Source organism: Caballeronia sordidicola, from assembly GCF_000729995.1.
Taxonomy (GTDB): domain Bacteria; phylum Pseudomonadota; class Gammaproteobacteria; order Burkholderiales; family Burkholderiaceae; genus Caballeronia; species Caballeronia sordidicola_A.
This window is the reverse complement of the sequence record NZ_JNFG01000214.1, coordinates 22,030-43,658: the sequence shown is the minus strand read 5'-3', so window position 1 is coordinate 43,658 and position 21,629 is coordinate 22,030. Positions and strand designations below refer to the sequence as shown.

General features: G+C 58.8%; 20 protein-coding genes and 1 pseudogene. 11 read left to right on the top strand and 10 right to left on the bottom strand.

Translation table 11 applies throughout. The features are described from left to right. Positions 1–515: 515 nt before the first annotated feature. The 3 genes and pseudogenes from FH08_RS0144830 to FH08_RS0144820 form a co-directional block, all read right to left on the bottom strand. Complete coding sequence (locus FH08_RS0144830) at positions 516–1,535, bottom strand: IS110 family transposase (protein ID WP_031364622.1); 1,020 nt, start codon at positions 1,533–1,535, stop codon at positions 516–518. 116 nt (positions 1,536–1,651) lie between these two features. Beyond that, positions 1,652–3,007, bottom strand: a pseudogene (locus FH08_RS0144825) (IS1182 family transposase); the annotation flags it as partial. Between the two features lie 262 nt (positions 3,008–3,269). Then, entirely contained in the window at positions 3,270–3,890 is a 621-nt protein-coding gene (locus tag FH08_RS0144820) for a class I SAM-dependent methyltransferase (protein ID WP_031364620.1), read from the bottom strand. 574 nt (positions 3,891–4,464) lie between these two features. Here FH08_RS0144820 and dsbD point away from each other — a divergent pair. From dsbD to FH08_RS0144790, 7 genes are all read left to right on the top strand, one after another. Continuing rightward, positions 4,465–6,357, top strand: a complete 1,893-nt coding sequence (gene dsbD / locus FH08_RS0144815) for a protein-disulfide reductase DsbD (protein WP_081889860.1) — start codon at positions 4,465–4,467, stop codon at positions 6,355–6,357. Between the two features lie 98 nt (positions 6,358–6,455). Then, positions 6,456–6,818, top strand: a complete 363-nt coding sequence (locus FH08_RS0144810) for a hypothetical protein (RefSeq protein ID WP_031364618.1) — start codon at positions 6,456–6,458, stop codon at positions 6,816–6,818. A 261-nt stretch (positions 6,819–7,079) separates the two neighbouring features. Then, a complete protein-coding gene (locus tag FH08_RS52830) occupies positions 7,080–7,229 on the top strand; it encodes a hypothetical protein (RefSeq protein ID WP_160172565.1) in 150 nt (49 codons plus the stop codon). A 186-nt stretch (positions 7,230–7,415) separates the two neighbouring features. Continuing rightward, a complete protein-coding gene (locus tag FH08_RS0144800) occupies positions 7,416–7,826 on the top strand; it encodes a PCYCGC domain-containing protein (protein ID WP_235210705.1) in 411 nt (136 codons plus the stop codon). A gap of 82 nt (positions 7,827–7,908) precedes the next feature. Next, the gene (locus FH08_RS0144795) at positions 7,909–9,705 is read left to right on the top strand and encodes a multicopper oxidase family protein (protein ID WP_063771278.1); all 1,797 of its coding nucleotides are present in this window, start codon (positions 7,909–7,911) and stop codon (positions 9,703–9,705) included. Next, positions 9,605–9,916, top strand: coding sequence for a high-potential iron-sulfur protein (locus FH08_RS51050; RefSeq protein WP_075583462.1), 312 nt, complete (start codon positions 9,605–9,607; stop codon positions 9,914–9,916). The genes FH08_RS0144795 and FH08_RS51050 overlap by 101 nt, the downstream gene beginning before the upstream one ends. 30 nt (positions 9,917–9,946) lie before the next feature. Beyond that, entirely contained in the window at positions 9,947–10,264 is a 318-nt protein-coding gene (locus FH08_RS0144790) for a P-II family nitrogen regulator (protein WP_031364615.1), read from the top strand. Positions 10,265–10,353: 89 nt separating this feature from the next. On the opposite strand, the gene FH08_RS0144785 is transcribed toward FH08_RS0144790, so the two are convergent. From FH08_RS0144785 to FH08_RS51520, 7 genes are all read right to left on the bottom strand, one after another. Next, the gene (locus FH08_RS0144785) at positions 10,354–10,707 is read right to left on the bottom strand and encodes a copper-binding protein (protein ID WP_031364614.1); all 354 of its coding nucleotides are present in this window, start codon (positions 10,705–10,707) and stop codon (positions 10,354–10,356) included. Further along, positions 10,704–13,922 carry an efflux RND transporter permease subunit gene (locus FH08_RS0144780; RefSeq protein ID WP_031364613.1) on the bottom strand — a complete coding sequence of 1,073 codons (3,219 nt, stop codon included), beginning with the start codon at positions 13,920–13,922 and terminating at the stop codon, positions 10,704–10,706. Before FH08_RS0144780 ends, FH08_RS0144785 begins: the two co-directional genes overlap by 4 nt. Beyond that, positions 13,919–15,463 carry an efflux RND transporter periplasmic adaptor subunit gene (locus FH08_RS0144775; RefSeq protein ID WP_031364612.1) on the bottom strand — a complete coding sequence of 515 codons (1,545 nt, stop codon included), beginning with the start codon at positions 15,461–15,463 and terminating at the stop codon, positions 13,919–13,921. Before FH08_RS0144775 ends, FH08_RS0144780 begins: the two co-directional genes overlap by 4 nt. A gap of 10 nt (positions 15,464–15,473) precedes the next feature. Further along, positions 15,474–16,799 carry a TolC family protein gene (locus FH08_RS0144770; protein ID WP_031364611.1) on the bottom strand — a complete coding sequence of 442 codons (1,326 nt, stop codon included), beginning with the start codon at positions 16,797–16,799 and terminating at the stop codon, positions 15,474–15,476. 110 nt (positions 16,800–16,909) lie between these two features. After that, positions 16,910–17,275, bottom strand: a complete 366-nt coding sequence (locus tag FH08_RS53865; RefSeq protein ID WP_031364610.1) for a hypothetical protein — start codon at positions 17,273–17,275, stop codon at positions 16,910–16,912. Positions 17,276–17,489: 214 nt separating this feature from the next. Continuing rightward, positions 17,490–17,918: a DUF4148 domain-containing protein gene (locus FH08_RS51045; protein ID WP_051889008.1), complete on the bottom strand. Its 429-nt coding sequence runs from the start codon at positions 17,916–17,918 to the stop codon at positions 17,490–17,492. 135 nt (positions 17,919–18,053) lie between these two features. Next, positions 18,054–18,506: a DUF4148 domain-containing protein gene (locus tag FH08_RS51520; protein WP_081889814.1), complete on the bottom strand. Its 453-nt coding sequence runs from the start codon at positions 18,504–18,506 to the stop codon at positions 18,054–18,056. A gap of 1,274 nt (positions 18,507–19,780) precedes the next feature. Between FH08_RS51520 and cueR the strand changes: the two genes are divergently transcribed. The 4 genes from cueR (at position 19,781) to FH08_RS0144730 (ending at position 21,449) form a co-directional block, all read left to right on the top strand. Then, complete coding sequence (gene cueR / locus FH08_RS0144745) at positions 19,781–20,230, top strand: Cu(I)-responsive transcriptional regulator (RefSeq protein ID WP_063177222.1); 450 nt, start codon at positions 19,781–19,783, stop codon at positions 20,228–20,230. Between the two features lie 58 nt (positions 20,231–20,288). Continuing rightward, a complete protein-coding gene (locus FH08_RS0144740) occupies positions 20,289–20,663 on the top strand; it encodes a hypothetical protein (protein WP_152603085.1) in 375 nt (124 codons plus the stop codon). A 178-nt stretch (positions 20,664–20,841) separates the two neighbouring features. Beyond that, positions 20,842–21,144, top strand: a complete 303-nt coding sequence (locus FH08_RS0144735; protein WP_031364607.1) for a hypothetical protein — start codon at positions 20,842–20,844, stop codon at positions 21,142–21,144. A gap of 56 nt (positions 21,145–21,200) precedes the next feature. Further along, positions 21,201–21,449, top strand: coding sequence for a DUF2933 domain-containing protein (locus FH08_RS0144730; RefSeq protein WP_031364606.1), 249 nt, complete (start codon positions 21,201–21,203; stop codon positions 21,447–21,449). Positions 21,450–21,629: the final 180 nt, after the last annotated feature.

Genomic DNA, 21,629 nt, shown 5'->3' with positions numbered 1-21,629 from the left:
CGGGTGGCCGGTGGCGACCGAGACCGTGTGGAAACTCAATTTTCGCCGCTGCGCGCGCGAGATTGCCGATCGGGTCGATCGAGTTTACTACGTCGAGCTTGCGCTAATCGAACATCGCGTGCGCAAGAAAGCCCCTCGGGGCTTTAGCTTCCAGCCAACTTCATCGCCTTCATCGTCCCTGCAACTCCAAGTATGTTGATGACTCGCTTGAGGTTGTAGGCCAACACCTGAAGGCTCATCTATATGAACGCGTCCCGTTTGAGCAAGCTCTCGTGTGTTCTGGAAAACAGGTTGATCGCGGCTCTATATCCGGGCTTGTTGCAGCCTGATTCGCTGCGGCCCACTATGAAATCCGCTGACCCATGCCTCATTCTCCGTGCGAGCTCGAAGCTCGTATGAGCCTTCAGGCTTCGTGGGTCATGGTCCGACCTGATGTGTCATCACATACGGTGCCTGCGCAACCTTTAGACGTATCAATCTGATCGCAAGTTAGTTGTTCGTGAAGCGATTACCGCCTATGCCGGCTTCCTGCTCACGTAATCCCTCTGGTACGGACGGTCATGCGCCAGAACCGCCCAGATCATCCGCGCCATCTTGTTGGCGAGCGCGACGATCACGACATTCGCTGGGCGACGCCTGCGCATCTCCTCAATCCAAGTGCCCGCATCCTTGGCGTGACTCAACACGGCGCGCGCGCCATGGATCAGCAGTGTTCTGAGATACGTGTCGCCCCTTTTGCTTATGCCGTGCAAATTCACTTTGCCGCCGGAACCACTCTGTCTGGGTACGAGACCAGCCCACGCAGCAAATTCCCGACCGGAGCGAAAAACCTTCGCATCGCCCATCGTTGCCACTGCAGCGGTTGCTGTCAGGAGACCCACGCCGGGAATTTCGCTGATCGCCTTTACGGCGGGATCGTGCTTGACCCACTCGCGCATTCGGCGCTCGATCGCGGCAATCTGCTCGTCAAGCTTTGTCAGACCGTTCCACTGCTCGCGCATCGTATCGACCAGCATCGCTGGAAGGCGCTCGCTGATCCTTGCCAACACGTTCGGTATCGCCCCGTCCAGTGCCGCACGGCCTTTGCTCATCACTTCGCCGTACTCGGTGAGCAGGCCTCTGAGGCTGTTGATCTGCATCGTACGAAACTTCACCAGTTGCTGGCGCATGCGATGTAACGCCAGCATCGCCTGTTGCATTTCGGTCTTCACCGCCACTGGTTTGCCAGGCTGCTGGACCGCTAGCCAGATCGCGCGGGCATCGGCCGCATCATTCTTGTTACGAATATTGAACGCTTTGACGTACTTTGCCGGCATCAGCTTCACCTGATGCCCCATCTTGGCGAGTTCTCGCGCCCAGTGGTGAGCACCTCCGCACGCTTCGATTCCGATAAGGCAGAGAGAGCGGTTCGCAAAGTGTTCCAGGAATTTTTGCCGCTTGATTGGCCTGTTCACAATCTCGCCTGTTTCCTCGTCCACGTAGTGCACTTGGAAAACCGATTTCGCGATGTCAATTCCAACCGGTGTGGGGTTCATCTCGGACTCTCCAGTTCGCCTTGAAGACCTTTATGATCTACCATCCTGGGCACTTCGACGTCGTTGGCCTGTGTGGATCCACTTCCGTGCGACTCCACCGTTCACGGGTGGGACGCGTTCATTTCATTCTCGGTGCTTACCCGCTCGATCGTTCGTGTTAAGAAATGCGTGGCTCCCATCCAAGCCTTGATTGTGCCAAACGGATGCTCGACGGTTTGCCGTCGGATACGCATCATGTCAGGGCTGTGATCAAGACGGATTTGCATCTCATCGAGAACTCCTTCGTGTTCCCAGCGCGTCACCCGGCGTTGTACGCTCGGTGTGCACTTGTCCTTTAACGAACACTGCTGGCAGTTCGAGCTCCAGTAACGGTGCAACTTTAGCTCTCGCTCGATAGTCACGTAACGCCATATGAGCCGCTCTCCCGCTGGGCAGCGATACTCGTTCGCCTCGGCGTCGTAAATGAAATCGTCTTTGCTGAAGCGACCGTGAGCCGTCGCACCCGACGTCACCGTCTTCGGTACGAACACGGTAATGCCAGCTTGGTGACACGCGAGTATCTCCTCGCTTTTGTAATAGCCTCTGTCCGCAACTGCCGTGAGTTTCTCAACGCCCATTTCCGTGCGCGCGAGCTTCGCCATCGATGTGAGTTGGTCTCGATCAATACCGTTGTTGGTGACCTCGTGCGCGACAATCAGATGGTGCTTTGCGTCGACCGCTACCTGGACGTTGTAGCCGACGACGCCTGTCCCCCGCGTCTTCATCGAACGCGCGTCCGGGTCCGTGAGCGACACTTGCTTGTCGGGAGCCGCGTTGAGTTGAACTTCGACTTGCTTGAGGATTTGCATTTGCTCTTTGAGAGCTGCGATCTTGTCTTGCAGCCGCTCCGTCTTCGCCTTCGCGATAGTGGGTTCTTGGCGATCAGCGGTGTCCATTTGCGCAAGATAACGGCTGATGCTTGCCTCGATATCCCGCATTCGCCGCTCCAGTTTTGCGTTCGTAAAGTTGCGGTCGCGATGGTTCACTGCCTTAAACTTGCTCCCGTCTATCGCAACGAGCGTTTCGGCGAACAGGTCCAGGCGTTGGCACAGCATGACGAACTGACGGCAGACGCTGCGGATCGCTTTGCCGTTGTCTTTGCGGAACCGCGCAATGGTCTTGAAGTCCGGTGCCAAGCGGCCCGTGAGCCACATCAATTCAATGTTGCGCTGGGCCTCGCGCTCAAGGCGACGACTGGACTGAATACGGTTCAGGTAACCGTAGATGTAAATCTTAAGCATCACCTCAGGATGATACGAAGGCCGGCCGGTAAGTGCTGGTTCGACGCCTTCAAACCCAAGCTTCTGAAGATCAAGCTCATCTACAAAGACATCGACTACGCGCACGGGGTTGGTATCCGTCACGTAGTCGTCGAGCGCTTCGGGAAGAAGAAAGCTTTGCGTACGATTGTCGCCCTGAACGAACCGCTTCATCTCGCTCACCCCGGTATCGGATAAGAGATTTTAGCTCTTCAAAAAAGCGTTTTGACACACTCTGGGCCGACCCCAGCCTTTCGGCGATCGGCGAAACCCGACCCACAAGGGACAGTGGGCGGGGCGTGATGGCGGCCCGCGCTACTGCCGCCAAGCGACATTCAGTAAGCACACCCGCTTTAGCGCCTATGCTGTCGACTGAGCGTATGCATACGTTTATTGAATTGACTCGTGGCTTCCCGACGGCGGTGACAGACTCAGCTCAATGCGGTTTAACGCAGTGACAATAGATGAAATGCTGGACGCGCCCTGCTGGCGTGACGTGTGTTTCTTCGTCATGTTTGATCAGTTCGAATGCCGGGCCGAATTCACCGTGTAGGGAATCCGCGTCGTACTGGACTACTGGAAGACCGCTGCACTCGGCGGGCCCGTCGGGAGCGAAGGTGGCAACGATTACGTGGCCGCCCGGCTTGACCGCCCGCATTACCTGACCGACATACGCGCGGCGGTCGGCCTCGTCTGTGAGGAAGTGGAACACCGCACGGTCATGCCAAACATCAAAAAACCGCTCCGGCAATGGCGCCGAAGTGACATCAGCCTCAATCCACTGCACGAGCCTGGATTTTTTCTGTCCGAGCCGCCGACGCGCCACGGCCAGCGCTTCGCCGGAGAGATCCAGCACGGAGAGATTGTGGTAGCCGAGAGTAACCAGATCGTCGGTCAACGTTGACGCACCGCCGCCGACATCGATGATCGCGGCATCCAGACCGATGCCGATTCGTCGAATCAGACCCAGCGACAGCGTCGCGTGCGGCTGATACCAGCTGACTTCGGTCGATGATTTCGCCGTGTAGATGTGTTCCCAGTGAGTCTTCGATTGCATCGCCTTTCCCACGAGTTTGGTTCGCTAAGCCTTTAATGCCTGCATCTCCTGTATTTTGCACTCAACTTCGAGCCAGTGTTCCGTCGCGATGCGGCCGGCTCGCTTGACGCCCTAGCGGACAGCCAGGAATCGCTGGCGGGTGGCTGAAGATGGCCGACTTCTGCCTGCTGTCCAGCGCCAGTTGACATGTTTAATTCGTTCGACGCGCGGACACGGGCGCAACGGTTCTTGTGACCGCCAATGCATTGCGCTTGCTTCGTTACGGTCGCAATCGGGCGACACACTAAGGTCGCATCCGAGTGTTTGATTTCGGCCGGTCAACGCGCCTCGTGGTTGGGCGCTTCACTATCCGCGCATCTAACCTTCTTTCTGCCTATCGGCTCCTGCGATCGGCGTCGCATTACCCGCGCGACTCATTTTCTATGAATCCTTGACCTTCCCGCTCGGTCAAGGTCAAGAATGTGCTGAAGCCGGCGAATTGGCCATCGTCGAATCACGGCGGGACGGGCTGGGTTGCGAGATCGCCTACAGTGTGACAATTCGGAACCATTTCGACGCGCCAGAGGATGGGGCAATGACGCTCATCGACACAGGGCAGCTAGGTACGCGACCGGACACGGGCGGGCGCCCGACGCGCTGTGTCCGCGACATTGCAAGCGCACGGTGCTGGTTCAAGCGGATAGCGCTCGCGCTCCTCGTTGCGGTCGTCCCGCTTCTAGCACATGCGGTGACCGAATCCGACCTGTTGCCACCCGAACAGGCCTTCCCGCTCACTGTCAGTCCCGGTGCGCCGCAGCAAATTACTCTCGATTTCGGCACGCGCTCCGGTTACTACCTGTATCGAGACCGTTTTAGCTTCGCCGTAGAGGGTGTTCCGGTAAAGCCGGTCGACTTGCCACCGGGCGAAGAGAAAGATGATCCAACCTTCGGCAAGGTCTTCGTCTACCACGGTCCGGTGTCGCTGCGTCTGACGTTACCTCATCCCGTGACCGCCGATGTCGTACTGTCAGTGACCTCTCAAGGCTGCGCGGATCTGGGTGTTTGCTATCCGCCACTCACTCGGACCTATCGCATTGCAGCCGCTGGCCCGGTGTCGGACATCACCCATGCTGCAGACCAAGCTAGTGTTGTCAATGCTGGGGTCCGCTCGCCGGCGAACACACGGACATTGTTCGGACTGGCACTGCCGTCGTCCGCCGGCCTCAGCATCACTGAGTTGCTCGGCTTTTTGCTCGCGGGCCTATTGATCGCTGGGACGGCGTGCATGTATCCGCTCATTCCGATTGTCACGACGGTTGTGTTGGGCGGTGGAGTACACGGTGCCCGGCCGCATTTATGGCACGCTTTTGCGCTCACCTTTGCCTACGTGCAGGGACTGGCGCTGACCTACGCATTGGCGGGCAGCATCGCAGCGTTCTTCGGCATCCAGTTGGTGATGTTCATGCAACAACCGTGGATCCTGACAAGTTTCGGCATCCTCATGGTGATCTTCGCGCTCGGGATGTTCGGTGTGTTCAGGCTGCAATTACCTTCACACTGGCAAACGGGCCTCGCTGGCTGGAGCCAGCGGCTGCCTGGCGGACGTATCCTTCCCGTCTTCCTGATGGGTGCCTTGTCCGCGCTGCTCGTCGGTACCTGTTCAACGCCGGCGCTCGCTGGCGCGTTGCTGTACATCTCGCGAAGCGGTGATCTGCTTTCCGGTGCGCTGGCACTTTATGTGATGGCGATCGGCATGGGGATTCCGTTGCTGGTCGTTGGCACCTTTGGCACGCAGGTCTTGCCACGAACAGGCAAATGGATGCGTGCCGCGCAGAACACGCTGGGCGTGATGCTGCTGGTGGCCGCCCTGTGGTTCGTCTACTCCTTGCTTCCATCGTGGTTGCTGATGGTGCTGGTGGCCGCGCTCTTCGCCGCGTGCGGCATGATGCTTCGTGCGATTGATCCATTGCCGCCGGATGCGCGTGGCAGTGCTCGGGTGGGCAAAGCACTGGGCGTGCTCCTTGTCGCTGCCGGTATTGCCGAACTGCTCGGTGCCCTGTCCGGTAACGACGATTTGCTGCAGCCGCTCAAGCGCGTGCCACAAGGGACGGCATCCGTCACGGAAAGCTCCTCGCGTTTTCAGCCGGTACGCACGGTTGCCGAACTGGACGACGCATTGAGTCAGGCGCATGGTCAGCCCGTCATGGTGGATTTTTATGCAGACTGGTGTCTCTCCTGTAAGGAACTGGAACGCTTTACGTTTGCCGATTCGCGTGTGGCGGCGAGATTGGCGCACTGGAAGCTGCTACGCATCGACGTCACGCGAAACACGCGGGAGGATGCTGCGCTGCTAAAGCGCTATGGATTGTTCGGACCGCCCGCATTGATTTTCTATGACCGAAGCGGTCAGCAACAAACCGCTGCGCAACTGGTGGGATTCGTTGGCGCGGACACGTTCCTCGCGCACCTGCAGCGGTGGGACCGCTGATGGGGCATTCACTGGGACATCGCCCATTGGGCTATCGACGTAAATACCGACATTGCAAGATGTGGCATCACTGCCCGGCTGCGCCTATACTAAAAATCATGAAATTTCTGACCAAACTGATCGCCTTTTTTCTGATCGCGTGGTTGCCGATACTCGGTTACCCCGCGCAGGCGTCGCTTTGTTCGGCGATGGCACCAGCCGTTTCGCCATCACACGAAAGCCAGATGTCCATGACCGACATGTGCGATCATGCAGATCGCACAAAAGCACCTGTCGTCAAGATGCAGGCGGGTGGTCACTGCAGCATGGGCAGTCACTCGTGCAGCATGCCGTGGGGTCTCGTTCCCTCCCTTCATGTCGCGGTAGCAATCACCTCGTTGCCTGTCTACCGGCCCGTGAGTCACGTTCTCATTGCGCAGTTCATCCCCGAACCGCCGCAGCGCCCACCACAAGTGCTTTAACCCCTCTTCCGTTAGTCCCATCGTAGACACGTTCAACGACGACGCGCACGCACGTCGGGAGAACTGTAGGACGGCGAAAACATGTGTCGCTTCCGACCAGCCTCAGTGTTCTCGTTGATGCTGTTGATGATACGGTCCATGAGCCTGGCAGATAAGCCCCACAACTGTTCGCGCTCGCCGGCGAAACAGGGGTTGCCTATGCCAGTAGAACTAGTGCCGCGCGTTAGCCCGTGACACCGAACAGACTGGATGGAAACTGACGTGAGTGATCGTTCCTGGATTCTGAAAGTCACTGTGATTGTGCTGGCCGTAGTCGGACTTATCTCCGTACTTGGCGTGGCAGGGATGGCAATGATGCACGCTGGCATGATGCGTGGCCTGCGCTACTGTCATGCCGCGATACGCGCTTGATGATGATCCTCATCCGGCCAAGGAGACACGTCGATGAAAGATAGGCAACCAGACAAAAAACTTTCGAAAGATCGAGCCACACGTGCACGGCCTCGCAGCCCTCGTTTGAACTTGTCGAGGCGACGCTTGCTTTGGGTGGTGCCGGTGGCGTTATCCGCGGGCGTAGTGTCAATGGCGGCGGAAATCATGATGTCAAAGACCACGCCGGTGGGGGACAAGGCACCGTTACCGGGCACACCGAACATCCCATGGCGTATCGGTATGCTGCGCGACAACGGTTTGCGCATTGTCCCAAGTGGACGAACCGATGCATCGCATGTGCTGAACCCCCAGCAGTTCTCCGACGTCGCGACGCGGCACGCGTATTGGGTAGCCACGCAGATCCCGGCAACCCTGAATCAGTTGTATTGCTGGTGCGGCTGTGAGAATCGCGGTGAGCATCGCTCCAATTTGCAATGCTTCGAAGACAAGATGGCCGTGACGTGCCCCGTTTGTCAGGGTACGGCGGAGATCGCTTATCAGATGACGCGTCAGGGTATCAAAGACCCGGGCAAGATCCAGGCTGCGGTCGATGCGAAGTGGGCGCCGAAGGGTTGATCGTGTCATGCACCCGTGGGGAGGCGATTGCGCCAATCCGCGGCTCAAGCAAGGCAAGGATGGCTTGTTGTGGAGGTGACGAATGCCGGACATCAAGAACGCAAAACGTCGTACGTTCCTGCGCGCCTCGCTGAGCTCGGCACTATTCGCGAGTGCCGGATGGCCACCTACGTTGCGTACCGCATCCGCGCAATCAAATCCAGCTCGTGCGTCATTTGTCCCGGATCTCGAAGTCGAGTTGCGCGCAAAGAAAGATCAACTCGCGATCTGGCCGGGATCGGCTACACACGTGTGGCGCTATGTCGGAAAAGTCACCTCTGGCGACGCCGGCGCGCTCGTCTTTCTGTCCGATGGATACGTGCCGGTGTTGCGCGTGCGAAGCGGACAAAAAGTGCGGGTCGATTTCATCAACGAATTGCCTGAGCCGACCATCATCCATTGGCATGGTCTGCTCATTCCCGCCGCGATGGACGGGCATCCGCGCAATGCGATCTCGCCCGGGCAGCATTTCCGATATGAATTCGAGGTCCAGAACCGCGCCGGAACGTACTGGTTCCACGCGCATCCGGACGGTCGCACCGGCGCACAGATCTACTTTGGACAGGCCGGCTTCCTGATCGTCGGTGATGAGGAGGAAGCTGCGCTCAAACTCCCTGCGGGCGCTTACGACGTGCCACTCATGATTCAGGACCGGAAGGTGAATGGCGACAACCAGTTCGCTTACCTGTCACAACGAGCAGGGGGGATGATGGGGCGCGGTGGAATGATGAAAAGCGCAATGATGGGTAACGGCGGCATGGGCGGCATGGGTGACGTGATGGCGCAGATGATGGGTTTTCTCGGTGACCAGATTCTCGTTAATGGGCGGCCCGACTTCGTGTTGCCAGTAGAAACCCGCGCCTATCGCCTGCGCCTGCTTAACGCGTCTAACGCGCGAATTTATAAGCTCGCATGGAACGACGGTTCTCCGTTGACCGTGATCGGCACCGATGGTGGACTGCTCGACGCACCGCTTCTAGGGCAGTACGTGACGCTCGCGCCGGCCGAGCGGATCGACGTGTGGGTGGATTTCAGCCACCAACCAGTAGGGACCCAGATGACGCTGGAGAGCCGCGAGTTCGCGGGCGACGTCGCGATGGGCGGGATGATGGGCAATACGGAGTTGCGGATGGGCGCGTGTTTCCCCGTGTTGAACGTCAGGGTCACGCAGCACTCGGATGCGACCAGCGTCCTGCCGATGCACCTCGCGCGGGTGCCGGCGGTACGTCCGCACGAGGCAGTCAATTTCTCACGCCCACGTGCGTTCGGTATCACAATGGGCATGATGACATGGGGCATTGACGGTCGCCGTTTCGAAATGGATGGCGTCACGGCATCGGAAACCGTGAGGCGCGAGACCACCGAAATCTGGGAGTTTCGCAACGAGGCATCGATGATGTTGATGGCGCACGCTATGCATGTACACGGCGTGCAGTTCCGCGTACTAAAGCGGTTGGTTGCCGCGGAGTTTTCCAGCGCGCGCGACTCGGTTGCGGGCGGATATGTCGATGAGGGATGGAAGGACACCGTACTCGTTATGCCGGGCGAGCGAATCCGCTTGCTGATCCGCTTCGGCGCGTACACCGGGATGTTTCTCTATCACTGTCACATGCTGGAGCACGAGGACTCGGGCTTGATGCGCAACTATCTGATTCAGGCGTTAGAGCGTGATTCAAGAATCGGAGACAACCAGGCCAGACTTCGCGAGCGCGAGACGGCCAGTGAAATGGAGGGCAACCATGAAATTTTCTCGCCGCAGTTTTATGCTCGTCACCGCAGGTTTGGCCTCGTCGCTGATCTTGGAGCGCAACGCTACAGCGCAAGCCGGGCCGGTCCTTGAATCCGACGCGAACGCGCAAGCGCTCGGGTACAAAACAGATGCAAGCAAGGTCGACAAGGCGAAGTATCCCAATCATCAGCCTGGACAAACCTGTGCAAGCTGCCAGTTCTTCCAGGGAAAGGCCGGTGATGCAATGGCTCCTTGTACGATCTTTGCCGGTAAGCAGGTCAATGCAAACGGTTGGTGTAGCGCTTACGCCAAAAAGGCGTGAAACGGTTCAACTGAGCATAAGGAGATCACCATGGAATCGCAATGCGTAGTCGCGATTATCCGGCCGGAGGTGCTTGGGGCTCTTAGGAAAGCGCTGCACGCGATCCATACGCATGGTGTCACGATCAGCAAAGTAAGAGGCTTCGGCGCGCACCTGAACCCGTATGCGAACGACGAGTCGATCGGCCACCTGAAAATCGAGATCTTCGTTCGCACGGCCGATGTCGATACGCTGGTCGCTGCAATCATGAAGGTCGCGCATGTGGGTGCGCCGGGCGACGGCGTGATCGCCGTGCTGCCGGTTTCCCATTTCTACAGCATCCATACCATGACCGAAGTGCTACCGTAGTCGTACGAACGCGATCTGTCAGCTCCGGTCCAAAGGACAGCGGCGCCTACCATAGTAGGCGTCGCCGCGTCCTTGGCGCCTACCGACGGTTAGTGCTTCTCCAGCTTTACGATAGTCAGTGTGCCGTTGACATCTTCGACCCGGACTTTGACCTTCTCGCCTTCCTTGACGTGGTCAATCATCGCAGCGTCCTTGGCCTTGTATGCCATCGTCATCGCCGACATGCCGATGTTGGTGAGCGCGCCGTGCTGAAGCGTCACCATGCCAGTCGATGGGTCCACCTTCTTGACCACCGCGTCGGTCAGTTGCGATTTGCCCGGCTTTGCAGCGCTCATGGCGCCGTTGTCCATCTTCATGCCAGCCATTTCGTCCGCAGCTATCGCGGCACTGGCGAGCGTAAGAGCGGTACAGAATACGGCGGATACGGTAACGAACTTCTTCATTGGTTTTCTCCAGATTGAGTTTGCGGCACGAGCGTGCCAGTGGGTACTGCGTGAGGTTGAAGCGGTGCTTCAGGTTTCGTTTGGGTGCGCGCAATCTTCCGGCGTTGCAGCAGCAACCAGGCGGCCGGGATGATCAGCATCGACAGGAGCGGGGCGGTCACCATGCCGCCAACCATTGGCGCGGCGATTCGCTGCATGACCTCCGACCCCGCACCATGGCCGAGCATGATCGGGATGAGACCTGCCAACACGACCGCGACGGTCATTGCCTTGGGTCTCACGCGCAAGACAGCGCCCTCGCGAATAGCGTCGACAAGCGTTGCTTCAGTAAAGGGCGCGCCTTCCTCGAGCCGGCGGTTGAGCGAACCTTTTAGATACAGCAGCATCACGACGCCGAATTCGGCCGCGACGCCCGAGAGCGCGATGAACCCGACAGCGGTCGCGACCGACACCGCATGTCCCAGGATCCAGATCAGCCAGAAGCCTCCGACCAGTGCGAAGGGCACGGTTGACATCAGTAAAAGCGCGTCGGCTGCCGAGTTGAACGTCAGGAAGAGCAGCACGAAAATGACGACGAGCGTCACCGGAATCACGGTCCGCAATTTCGCGGCCGCCCGCTCCAGATACTCGAACTGGCCGGACCACGCGATGGAATAACCGGGCGGCAGTACAACGTGCTGCGCAACCGCGAGCTGCATTGCCTTCACGGCCGATTGCAAGTCCACATCGCGAATGTCGACGTAGACGTAACCCGACAAGCGCGCGTTCTCGCTACGGATCATCGGTGGCCCATCGGAGATTTTGATGGTGGCTACGTCCCCGAGCGTGATCTGCGCCCCCCGGTCAGTGACCACCGGCAACTGACGCAGATTGTCGACTGAGTCCCGGATCTCCCGTGGATAGCGAATGTTGATCGGGAAACGCTCGCGGCCTGCAATGACTTCGCCGACGTTATCGCCACCCACCGCCGTGGACACGATGGACTGGACGTCAGTCACCGACATGCCATAGCGGGCTGCAGCCAAGCGGTCAATATCAACGTCGATGTAGTGGCCGCCGTTCAAGCGTTCCGCCAGCGCCGACGTGACGCCTGGAACGTTCTTCAAGACGGACTCGACCTGCGTGGCAATCTTGTCGATCTGCCCAAGGTCTGCGCCAGAGATCTTCACCCCCACAGGCGTCTTGATACCGGTCGACAGCATGTCCAGGCGATTGCGAATCGGTGGCACCCAGACATTCGACAAGCCCGGAATCTTGACTCGCGCATCGAGCTCATCCACCAGCTTCTCGGGCGTCATGCCGGGTCGCCATTCGCTGCGCGGCTTGAACTGGATCGTGGTCTCGAACATCTCGAACGGCGCCGGGTCGGTCGCGGTATCGGCACGTCCCGATTTGCCGAACACGGTTTTCACTTCGGGAACCGTCTTGATCAGACGGTCGGTTTGTTGAAGCAGCTCGGCAGCTTTATCCGCTGAAATGCCGGGCAGCGCGGTCGGCATATACAGCAGGTCGCCTTCGTCGAGCGGTGGCATGAATTCGCCGCCCAGTCGCGATACAGGAATGAGCGTGACCGCGAGCGCGATAACCGCCAGACCGATCGCGACCCATGGCCGGCGCAGCGTCGCTTCGAGCAATGGACGATACAGCCTGATCAACGCGCGGTTGATCGGGTTGGCGTTTTCGTGCGGAATCCGACCCCGGATCAGAAAGCCCATCAGCACCGGCACCAGCGTCACGGACAACCCGGCGGCGGCCGCGATCGTGTATGTCTTCGTGAACGCTAGTGGGGCAAAGAGCTTGCCCTCCTGGCCTTCCAGTGAAAAGACCGGGATGAACGACAGCGTGATGATGAGCAGCGAGAAGAACAAGGCGGGCCCAACTTCGGCCGCGGACTCTGCGATCAGTTCCCACCGCTGAGCGTTCGTGATCGGACTGTCCGGGTGCTCGTGGTCGTACGCCTCCAGATGTTTGTGAGCGTTTTCGATCATCACGATGGCCGCATCGATCATCGCGCCGATGGCAATCGCAATACCGCCCAACGACATCAGGTTTGCGTTGACGCCTTGATAGCGCATGACGATGAAGGCCGTCAGCACACCGAGCGGTAGCGACAGGATCGCGACGAACGCGCTGCGCAGATGGAACAGGAACACCGCGCAGACTAACCCGACGATGATGAACTCTTCGATGAGCTTGTCTTTGAGGTTGTCGACCGCGCGCTCGATGAGTTGCGAGCGATCGTACGTTGTCACGACCTCGACGCCGGGCGGCAGCGATTTTTTCAAGTCGGCGAACTTGGCTTTGACCGCATCAATGGTCGTCAGCGCGTTCTTGCTGGAGCGCATCACAATGACGCCGCCGGCCACTTCGCCTTCGCCATTCAGTTCGGCAATGCCACGGCGCATTTCGGGGCCAATCTGGATCCGAGCGACGTCTCCCAACAGGACCGGCGTGCCTGTGTCGTTGGTCCGCAGCACGATGTTGCGGAAGTCATCCAGTGAGCGCAGGTAGCCGGATGACCTCACCATGTACTCCGACTCGGCCAGCTCGACAACCGATCCGCCCGACTCCTGGTTGGCCTTTCCTATGGCATCCGCAACAGCACCTTGCGTGATGCCATAGGCGCGCAACTTGTCTGGATCGATGACGACTTGGTATTGGCGCACCATTCCGCCGATCGACGCGACTTCCGAGACGTCCGGTACCGACTTCAACTCGAACTTCAGAAACCAATCGTTTAAGGCTCGGAGCTGCCCAAGGTCGTGTTTGCCGGTGCGGTCGACCAATGCGTATTCGTAGACCCAACCAACCCCCGTTGCGTCAGGACCGAGCGACACGGTCGCGCCCGGTGGCAAACGACTCTGCACTTGGTTCAGATATTCCAATACCCGCGAACGCGCCCAATACTGGTCCGTCTTGTCGTCGAAAAGCACATAGACGAAAGCATCTCCAAACGATGAGTAGGCGCGAATGGTCGTGGCGCCCGGCACGCCGAGTAGCGTTGTCGTAAGTGGATACGTCACCTGGTCCTCAACCACCTGCGGCGCCTTGCCGGGATATGAAGCCTTGATGATGACCTGCGTGTCGGACAGATCCGGCAGCGCATCGAGCGGTGTCTGCGTCAACGAATAAAAGCCCCATGCAGTGACGAGCACGGTCGCGAGCAGCACGAGAAACCGGTTGTAAATCGACCAGCGAATGATGCGCGCGATCATTTTGTGCCTCCAACCGGTTCGACCTTCGTCAGTTGGTATCCGTCATCGGACTGCTTGAAAACGAAATGTACGGAATCGCCCACCTTGACGTCCGGGAAGGCCGTGGGCGCAGGCTTGCCGAATGTCATGGTCATTGCACCCCATCCCAACGCCGGCACGGGCTGGTGCGAGAACGTGATGTCACCAGGCGTGACTTTTTCAACCTTGCCAGTCGTCTCGTAGGTTGGCGCCGCAGCTGCGGCGGAGGCTGGCGCCGGAACCGATGCACCCATGCCTGGAACAACGCTTCCTTCGAGCTTCGGCAACACGGATTTCAGGCTCGCTTCCGAGTCGATCAGGAACTGGCCGGATGCAACGACCTGCTGGCCTTCCGTCAAGCCACTTGTAACTTCGGTATCCTCACCGGCATCGTTGCCCACCGTAATGGCGACAGGTTGCAGTCGACCATCGCTGTTCTTGACGATGACGATCGATCGTTTTCCCGTCGTGATCACGGCTTCGGACGGCACAAGCAGGCGCGACACAGGTTTCGCTCCGCTGATATGGGCGCGCATCAGCATCCCCGGCGTCAGCTTCAGCCCTGTATTGTCGATTTCAAGGCGCGCCTGTAACGTGCGGCTGCTTGTGCTGATGCCGGGCAGGATTTCGCGGATGTGACCGTTAAAGTGCTGCGACGGATCGCCGTCGAACGTCGCGTCGACCAACATGCCGGGCCGCACCTGCAATGCCAGCGATTCGGGGATCTCGATGATTAACCAAAGCTTTGACAGGCCTGCGACCTTGGCGAGCGTCTGCCCCGGTGAAACCATCGCACCATCGCGGACATTGAGCTCGGTCAGCACACCCGTTTCTTGCGCGGATAGCGTCACGTGCGTCTGCGCTTTACCCGTTCGATCCAGGCTCGTAATCAGTCCGTCTGGAATCGACATTGCTCGCATGCGTGCGCGAGCCCCTTCAAGCAGGCCGTCATCCATACCGCCGCGTTTGAGCGCCAGATATTCTTCCTGCGGTGCCAGCCAATCCGGAACGAACAGCGACGCGATCGGCGCGCCCTTGGCCACGCGCTGCATTGGCGCGCTGGCGTACAGATGGTCGATGTAGCCTGTTACTCGCGATTGGACGACATCGGCCGCCGACTCATCGAACTGCGTGGAGCCGACCGCGTCGAAACCAACAGCGGTGTCTTGCCGGCGCACCGTGGCGTATCGGATACCGAGATTCTGTTGAAGCCCCGAGTCGACCCGGATTCCGCTGGAACCGCCCTCGTCGGCAAAGACGGGCTGCAGCGCCATAGCCATGAAGGGAGATGGGCCGGGCTTATCGAAGTGCTGGTTGGGCACCATCGGGTCATGCCAATACAGGACCTTGCGGCCGGTCTTTGGATCGACCTTGTCGCCGGGCGCCGATGGGGTCGCAGCCGTGGCTGACGCCATGGGTGCGTCTGTTGCAGAACGATGGGTGCCGATCACATAGCCGGCGCCTAGCAGCGCGACTGCGATGAACACCGACGCGACGGCACGTACGAGTAGTTTCTGGTTCATGTTTTTATCCTTATTGGCTGGCTTGGCTGGCTTGGCTGGCTTGGCTGGCGGTCAAGTCAGGCGGCAAAACCTGGTATTCCAACTGGGCCCAGACCAGGGAGACTTGTCGTTCGAGATTCAACACTTGAAGGTCCGCTTCGAGCTGCGTGTGCCTCGCGTCCAATGCATCGGAGAGCGTGGCGGCACCGGACCGGTAGGCTGCGTTTGCCAGTGCCACTTTCTGTGCCGCGGCGGGTAGAACGGTTTGCTTCACGTTCGCTAAACGTTCCCGACCGCTGGCGAGTTTTGCCGTCAGGCTTTGGATATCGGCTACGACCTGTCGCTCGGTGTCTTCGTAAGTGAGCCGTGCTTGCGTGCCCATTTCCGATTTTTGCTCGACGTCGCGATCCTCGAGATTTCTACGGTTGATCGGCAGAGGGATGGAGACACCGAACGACACGTAGTCCGAGAAATTTCCGCCCCGCTTGAAATAGGTCAACCCCCAGGTCCAATTCGGGTTTCTATCGCTTCGGGCAACGTCTGTGCCGGCATCGGCCAATGAGATGGCGGAGCGTGCGGCGATCAGATCAGGCTGAACTTGATCGAGCTGCTCGACGCTTAAACTGGACACTTGTGATTCCAGGTCCGGTGGGTCTCCAGCGACCTCCAGAACGTTACCTGCCGCCGTCCAACGCGACAGGGCAATCAACGCAGTCTTCTCGTCCTGCTGCGCGTTAATCAGTTCATCACGTGCGTTCCCGAGCGTGAGGCTGGCTTGGGCGACGTCCACCGCCGTGCCTTTTGCACCGCGGTACGACGCTTGTCTGGCGGTAAGTTCCTGGCTCAGATGGTCGACCAGGGCCTGGCTCAAGGCGACGGCCTTTTTTGCATAGATAGCGTTCAGCCAGGCCATGGCCGCTTGTTGCCGGACCTCTGCGACTTTTTGCAGGTAGGTCGATTTATCGCGCTCTACGGCGCGATCCGCCAACGCTGTATGTAATCGGCGCTTGTCCGCAGATACCCATTCCTGCTCGATGCCAATACCGCGCATCGTGAAATTGTCCTGCCCGATCGTGAAGGCCTGTGACCCATTGATAGGCAAGTCCTCGACGCTCAACTTCAACGTGGGATTGGGTAGTTGCCCGGCTTTGACGACGACGTCTGAACTGCCCCGAACTGCGGCTTCCGACGCCTGGATCGAGGAAGAACGGCTGGTCGCTATTTGAAGCGCCGCGTCGAGTGTCATGCCTGCGTCTTGAGCGTGCGCTGCGCTACTGGAAAACATAACGACCGCTGCCAAAGCGAGGCAACGCAGCGGCTCACGTCGGATGATCGACGTGAAATGTTGGAAATGCATGTGAACCCCGAATGGTCGAGCACCCTATGGCCGTGCGAACGGACATACGGACTCAAGTCCTGAACCAGGACAACATCACCGCGAAGCTGCGGCGAACCAGATGGACGGAGTTAGAGGGACTGCGGGGGACGCCAGAGTCCATCCGGCGCGCGGAAGGAGAACGACTCTGCGTAGTGGAAACTGAGTGGGATGAACGACCCCGCGGGTCGAACGACTGAGGGAGACGATACGGGGTGGTAGAGACTGCCAATTTGACATTGAGCAGTCACCTTGCACAGGGATGACTTCGACTTGCCGTGTTCGCCAGATGCCGCTGTCATCATTTCGCAGCCGGGCATATCGGCCGCCATGGCGCCGCTATCGTCGGCCATGACCTCTTGCATCGGACACTGTCCAGTCGCGCCACTGGCTGCCAGCCCACTGATAGGCAGCATAGCGCAGAGCAACAGAAGGAGCATTGTCCGAAGAAATTTCATGGTTGCGATTATAGCTGAGACATTTTTTTAAGGTGTCAAGGAGTTTTGAATGCGTAGCGGACCACCGAGCATTTACATCTGGACATCGGTGCGGATAGATACGCTGAAAAACAGCGATGAAAGACGATCAAGCTTTGCCCTCGTCGTAACGTGATCCATAGACGACAAAGACCCGACGTCGCATCACCGCTGCTAAGCAGCCCGCACGGCGAACTTACCGATTGTTCGCTACGACCGGATCTTCTCCTCGCCAAGCCTGCTCGATCTGTTGGAACCTAGCATGGTTGCGAGCTACGGTTTCGACGCTGGGCGGGTACTCATTCTTATGAACGGGGACCGTACCGGCGCGCTCCGCCTCCAACAACTCGGCACGGACCTGTGCACGGGTCTTCCCGTAAGCTGTGATGCGGTCTGCGGTGGAAGGACCATTCGTGCCAGTCGTGAGGACAGTGGATTCGGAACCATCGCTATTTGCTAGCACCGTTTGCTGCGAGTGCAATGTTGAGCTAACAAGCGAGGGCGCATAGAGGTTTGGATTACGCCCCAATCCATTGGATCCGCCGCCCGCCGCGAATGCGGTAACGGTTGCGGACAGCAGCAATGTTGCGAAGACCACTTGTTTGAGCGAAGTGATGCGTTTCATGTGTGTTTCCTTGATGTTAATTGGGTCAAGCGCGAAAGAAAGTCAAGCGCGTTAGCGCATTCAATTTGGATGACTAATGACTAGGGGTCGCTGCGCGGCTGCATGCAATGAAGCCCGATGGCCCACAGCAATGACTCACTTGCTTAGATCGGTGTCACTCGCCATTTGCCCCTGCGAGGGAAGGTCTCCATGCGCTCGCCAAAACGGTGCAGCCTGCTGGAATCGCACCTGATTGCGTGCGATGGTCTCGGCGCTGGGCGGATAGTCAGTCTTGCCTGATGGGATAAGGCCCATGCGTTGCGCTTCCACTAATTCCTCGCGCACCTGTGCCCGTGACTTGCCCGTCGAAGTGCTGTGAGTTGCTGCAGGCGCTTCCAGCGCGGTGGCGGTGGAACCCGTGACGCCCGCGGGAAGAACGGCCGCGCCGGAAGCTGTCGATGCCGTGCGTTGACCCGCGCTTGAGAGCGCATTCTGGAATGGGTAATCCCTCGGCTCGGCGGAACCACCACCACCCGCGAAGGCCGTAAGGGTCGTCGACAGGAGCAGGGTTGCGAAGACAGCGTGTTTGAACGAAGTGACGCGTTTCATTGTTAATTCCTTAGTGAGAAATAAGCGCAGTGCGTAATACGCGATAGGCAACACGCGATACGCATCGACGACACAAATTGCCGAAGCTTCAAAGCGTGGGCGGCTTACCCGCGACTTGACTTAGGCGACTTAGTTAAATTTGCTTGGTTTGCGAAACGCTTGTGCTCTATCCGTCTTCGCGAACGATCGGAGGCCCGGCAAGCGGCGAGCGATGCGACGCACAGTTCGCACGCGGCGAACAGGCAGACGGTGGGACAAGCGTAAAAACCTTTTCCGCGAACGAGCGTGATCGCGCGCTAGCTTTCGCCGAGCACGATCGACGTCAATCGCCAGAGATCAGATTCGAAAAACCTGGAACAGAATGCGCGGAGGGGGAGAGGCAGAAAGCAGAATAGGCTCAGGCCGTGTCGGCGAGCGTGGCTGGATCGCCAATGCGGGGATCGTCGACGCACCCCAGATCAACGGTATCCAAACGAGTGGCGATGGAGCGGGTTGCTGGGCGTGATCAGGTTGCGCAGAATTGTCGCAGTGGGCGTGGCAAACCGCGGCGACGTGGTGATCGCGAAGGTCGGTATGACCATCGAAGAACGTGACTGCTTCAGTAGACGATGAGCTGGAAAGCGCAGGTGTCGTTGTGCAAGCGTACGCCGCCACCCAGAGCTGGCTGAAGAACAGCGCAACAAGGAGCGTGATGACGGTTAGCGTACGGTTAGCTTCGCGGCGCATGGTGCCTCAGGCGGATTGGCGGAGGTTGTGCGAAATGCACTGCACATCGGCGAGCAACAGGGTCGCACGCCCGCATTCACTCGCGGCGGGCGCGGTCGATCCGGCTGCCCCGCACACCGGGTGTACCACCGCTACCTTCGTTGTTCTTGTGTACCGCATCTCTTTCGCCCCTACTCGTTGGCTTGCTTAATCACCGCCGGTCTTGCCATTCGGAGCGCTCAAGAAAGGCGCGCTCGCGGTCCGGGTGTTTCCACGGACGTTTCGCCACTTCGCTGGCCTACGCCATGCGTTATCTGACAATGGAGCGGAGTCTAAACACTCCCGTCACTGGAGTGTCAAGGGCCGCGGAGCGAGTTTTTAAGCCGTCACCCAACACCAAAAAAACCTTGACATTCCCGCAACTGGAAGGTCTAGAGTAAAAATTGGAAATCAGCGGGCAGTGGTGTGGAGGGCCTTTCGCAGCCGATGCTTGCAACATGCGATCTGGCGCGTTAGCAGGTTCGACCTCCATTCGCCACACCGCAGTGACTTAACGTATGAGGTGCAAGATGAACATCGGACAAGCGGCGAGCGCCTCGGGCGTCACGGCGAAAATGATCCGCTACTATGAGAGCATCGATCTCGTGGAGGCCGCTGGTCGCACGGATAGTGGCTACCGGATCTACGGTGACTCTGACGTTCATGTGTTGCGCTTCATCCGACAAGCCCGCACCTTGGGATTCCCGATCGAGCAGATCAGGCAACTGCTTTCGTTATGGTTGAATCAGGACCGCGCGAGCGCCGAAGTGAAGACGATCGCCGCGCACCACGGCGAGTTGAACACGCGCATTGCGGAACTGGTGGCGATGCGTGACACGCTCGCTAACCTCTCGCGACATTGCGCGGGCGACAAGCGGCCGGGTTGCCCTATATTGGATGGAATAAGTGGACCTGCCGTGCGGCAAGGTCTGAACTTGAAAGGAAAGCCGGCGACCCGCGGCGCGGCGTTCGCCGTGTAATCCGGATCCAAGAACAAATGCATCTGTAACTGAACACCTATTCAGAAATCAACATCTCGTGAAACGCGTCGTTAAATTACTACTGTGCTTCTTGATTGCGTGGCTGCCTTTGACGGGCTTTGCCACGCCAGTATTGATTTGCCCGCAAGTTTCATCGGCCATGGCCGGATCGCATACGTCACTGCATCACTCGGCGGTCCCGTATGCGGTTGCCTCAGTAGAGGCAGCACACGTGGACGCCGCTGTATCGGCCACGCATCAGCTCGATTGCCACGGCAGCATCGGTAGCCTTGCCTGCACACCTGCGGCGATATCTTCCCATCCGATCGCGCTGGTCCCAGCGCCCTCGACATCGGTCTACGCGTCATTCGACGCCACTGCGTTTGCGCAATTCATTCCTGATCTTCCGCAGCGTCCGCCACAAGTTCTGTAACTCCCCTCCAGCGATTGGGCATTAGATCGTACGCGCAGCGTCAGCTCGCCGCGCGGTTGCGTGCCAGCACGTCGATGATTCGGCTCGACGAATCGCGTCAAGCGTTTTCAGCGCGACGCCACGGGAACATAAACAGACGGCCTTACTCCCGACTTAGGGAGAGGCGAAGGAAATCGAAATGAACACCAAACGTTTAGCCACTATGTCACTGGCCCTTGCGCTTTTGGGAGCGAGTGGATTGAGCGCCGCAGCCAGCCCACCGCAGCCGGCCATGCATGATCACGCCAGCGCCATGATGGGCGATGGAATGATGAGCAAAGGGATGATGGGAAAGGGGATGATGAGCAACTGCCCGATGATGGGGCAACTCCCTCCAGGCAACGAAAAACTCGCGATGCAAATGCACGGTGAAATGATGAAGGCGATGGGCGACATCATGCTCAAGTACGCCGACAAGATCCAGACACCGCCCGCGAAATAACACGGCAGTGCTCGCACGCGCGAGCATTCTCCCGAATCTGAAATAGGAGCAACACCATGAAATGCAATATGAAAACGATGATCGCCACGGGAACCGTCATGCTCGTCGTACTAGCTGCGGCTTATGCGGCGTTTCCTCAGTTCCGAACCCTCGTATTGAGCGGTGGACCTTTCTTGTTGTTCCTGCTGTGCCCGTTGTCCATGTTCTTCATGATGAAAAGCATGAACCATAGTAAGGACGATCAAGGCACCCGCCCAAGCGAAACGGCTCGGGACCAGCAGCCGCAATCGCGTATTGCGAAGTAGCGATTCGCAGCGGGGCTTCATCTTGGGCGAACGCGTCATCGTGTGCGCTCGCCCGGCGTGAAGCCCGACGCGAGATATAGCCAAAGCCGCTTCGGAGGCGCTCTCTTGCTCAAGCGCCGGCCGCCGCGGACTAAAACAACCACGTGGGTTAATCTGCCCGCAGTAGTAAAGGAGAGGTCG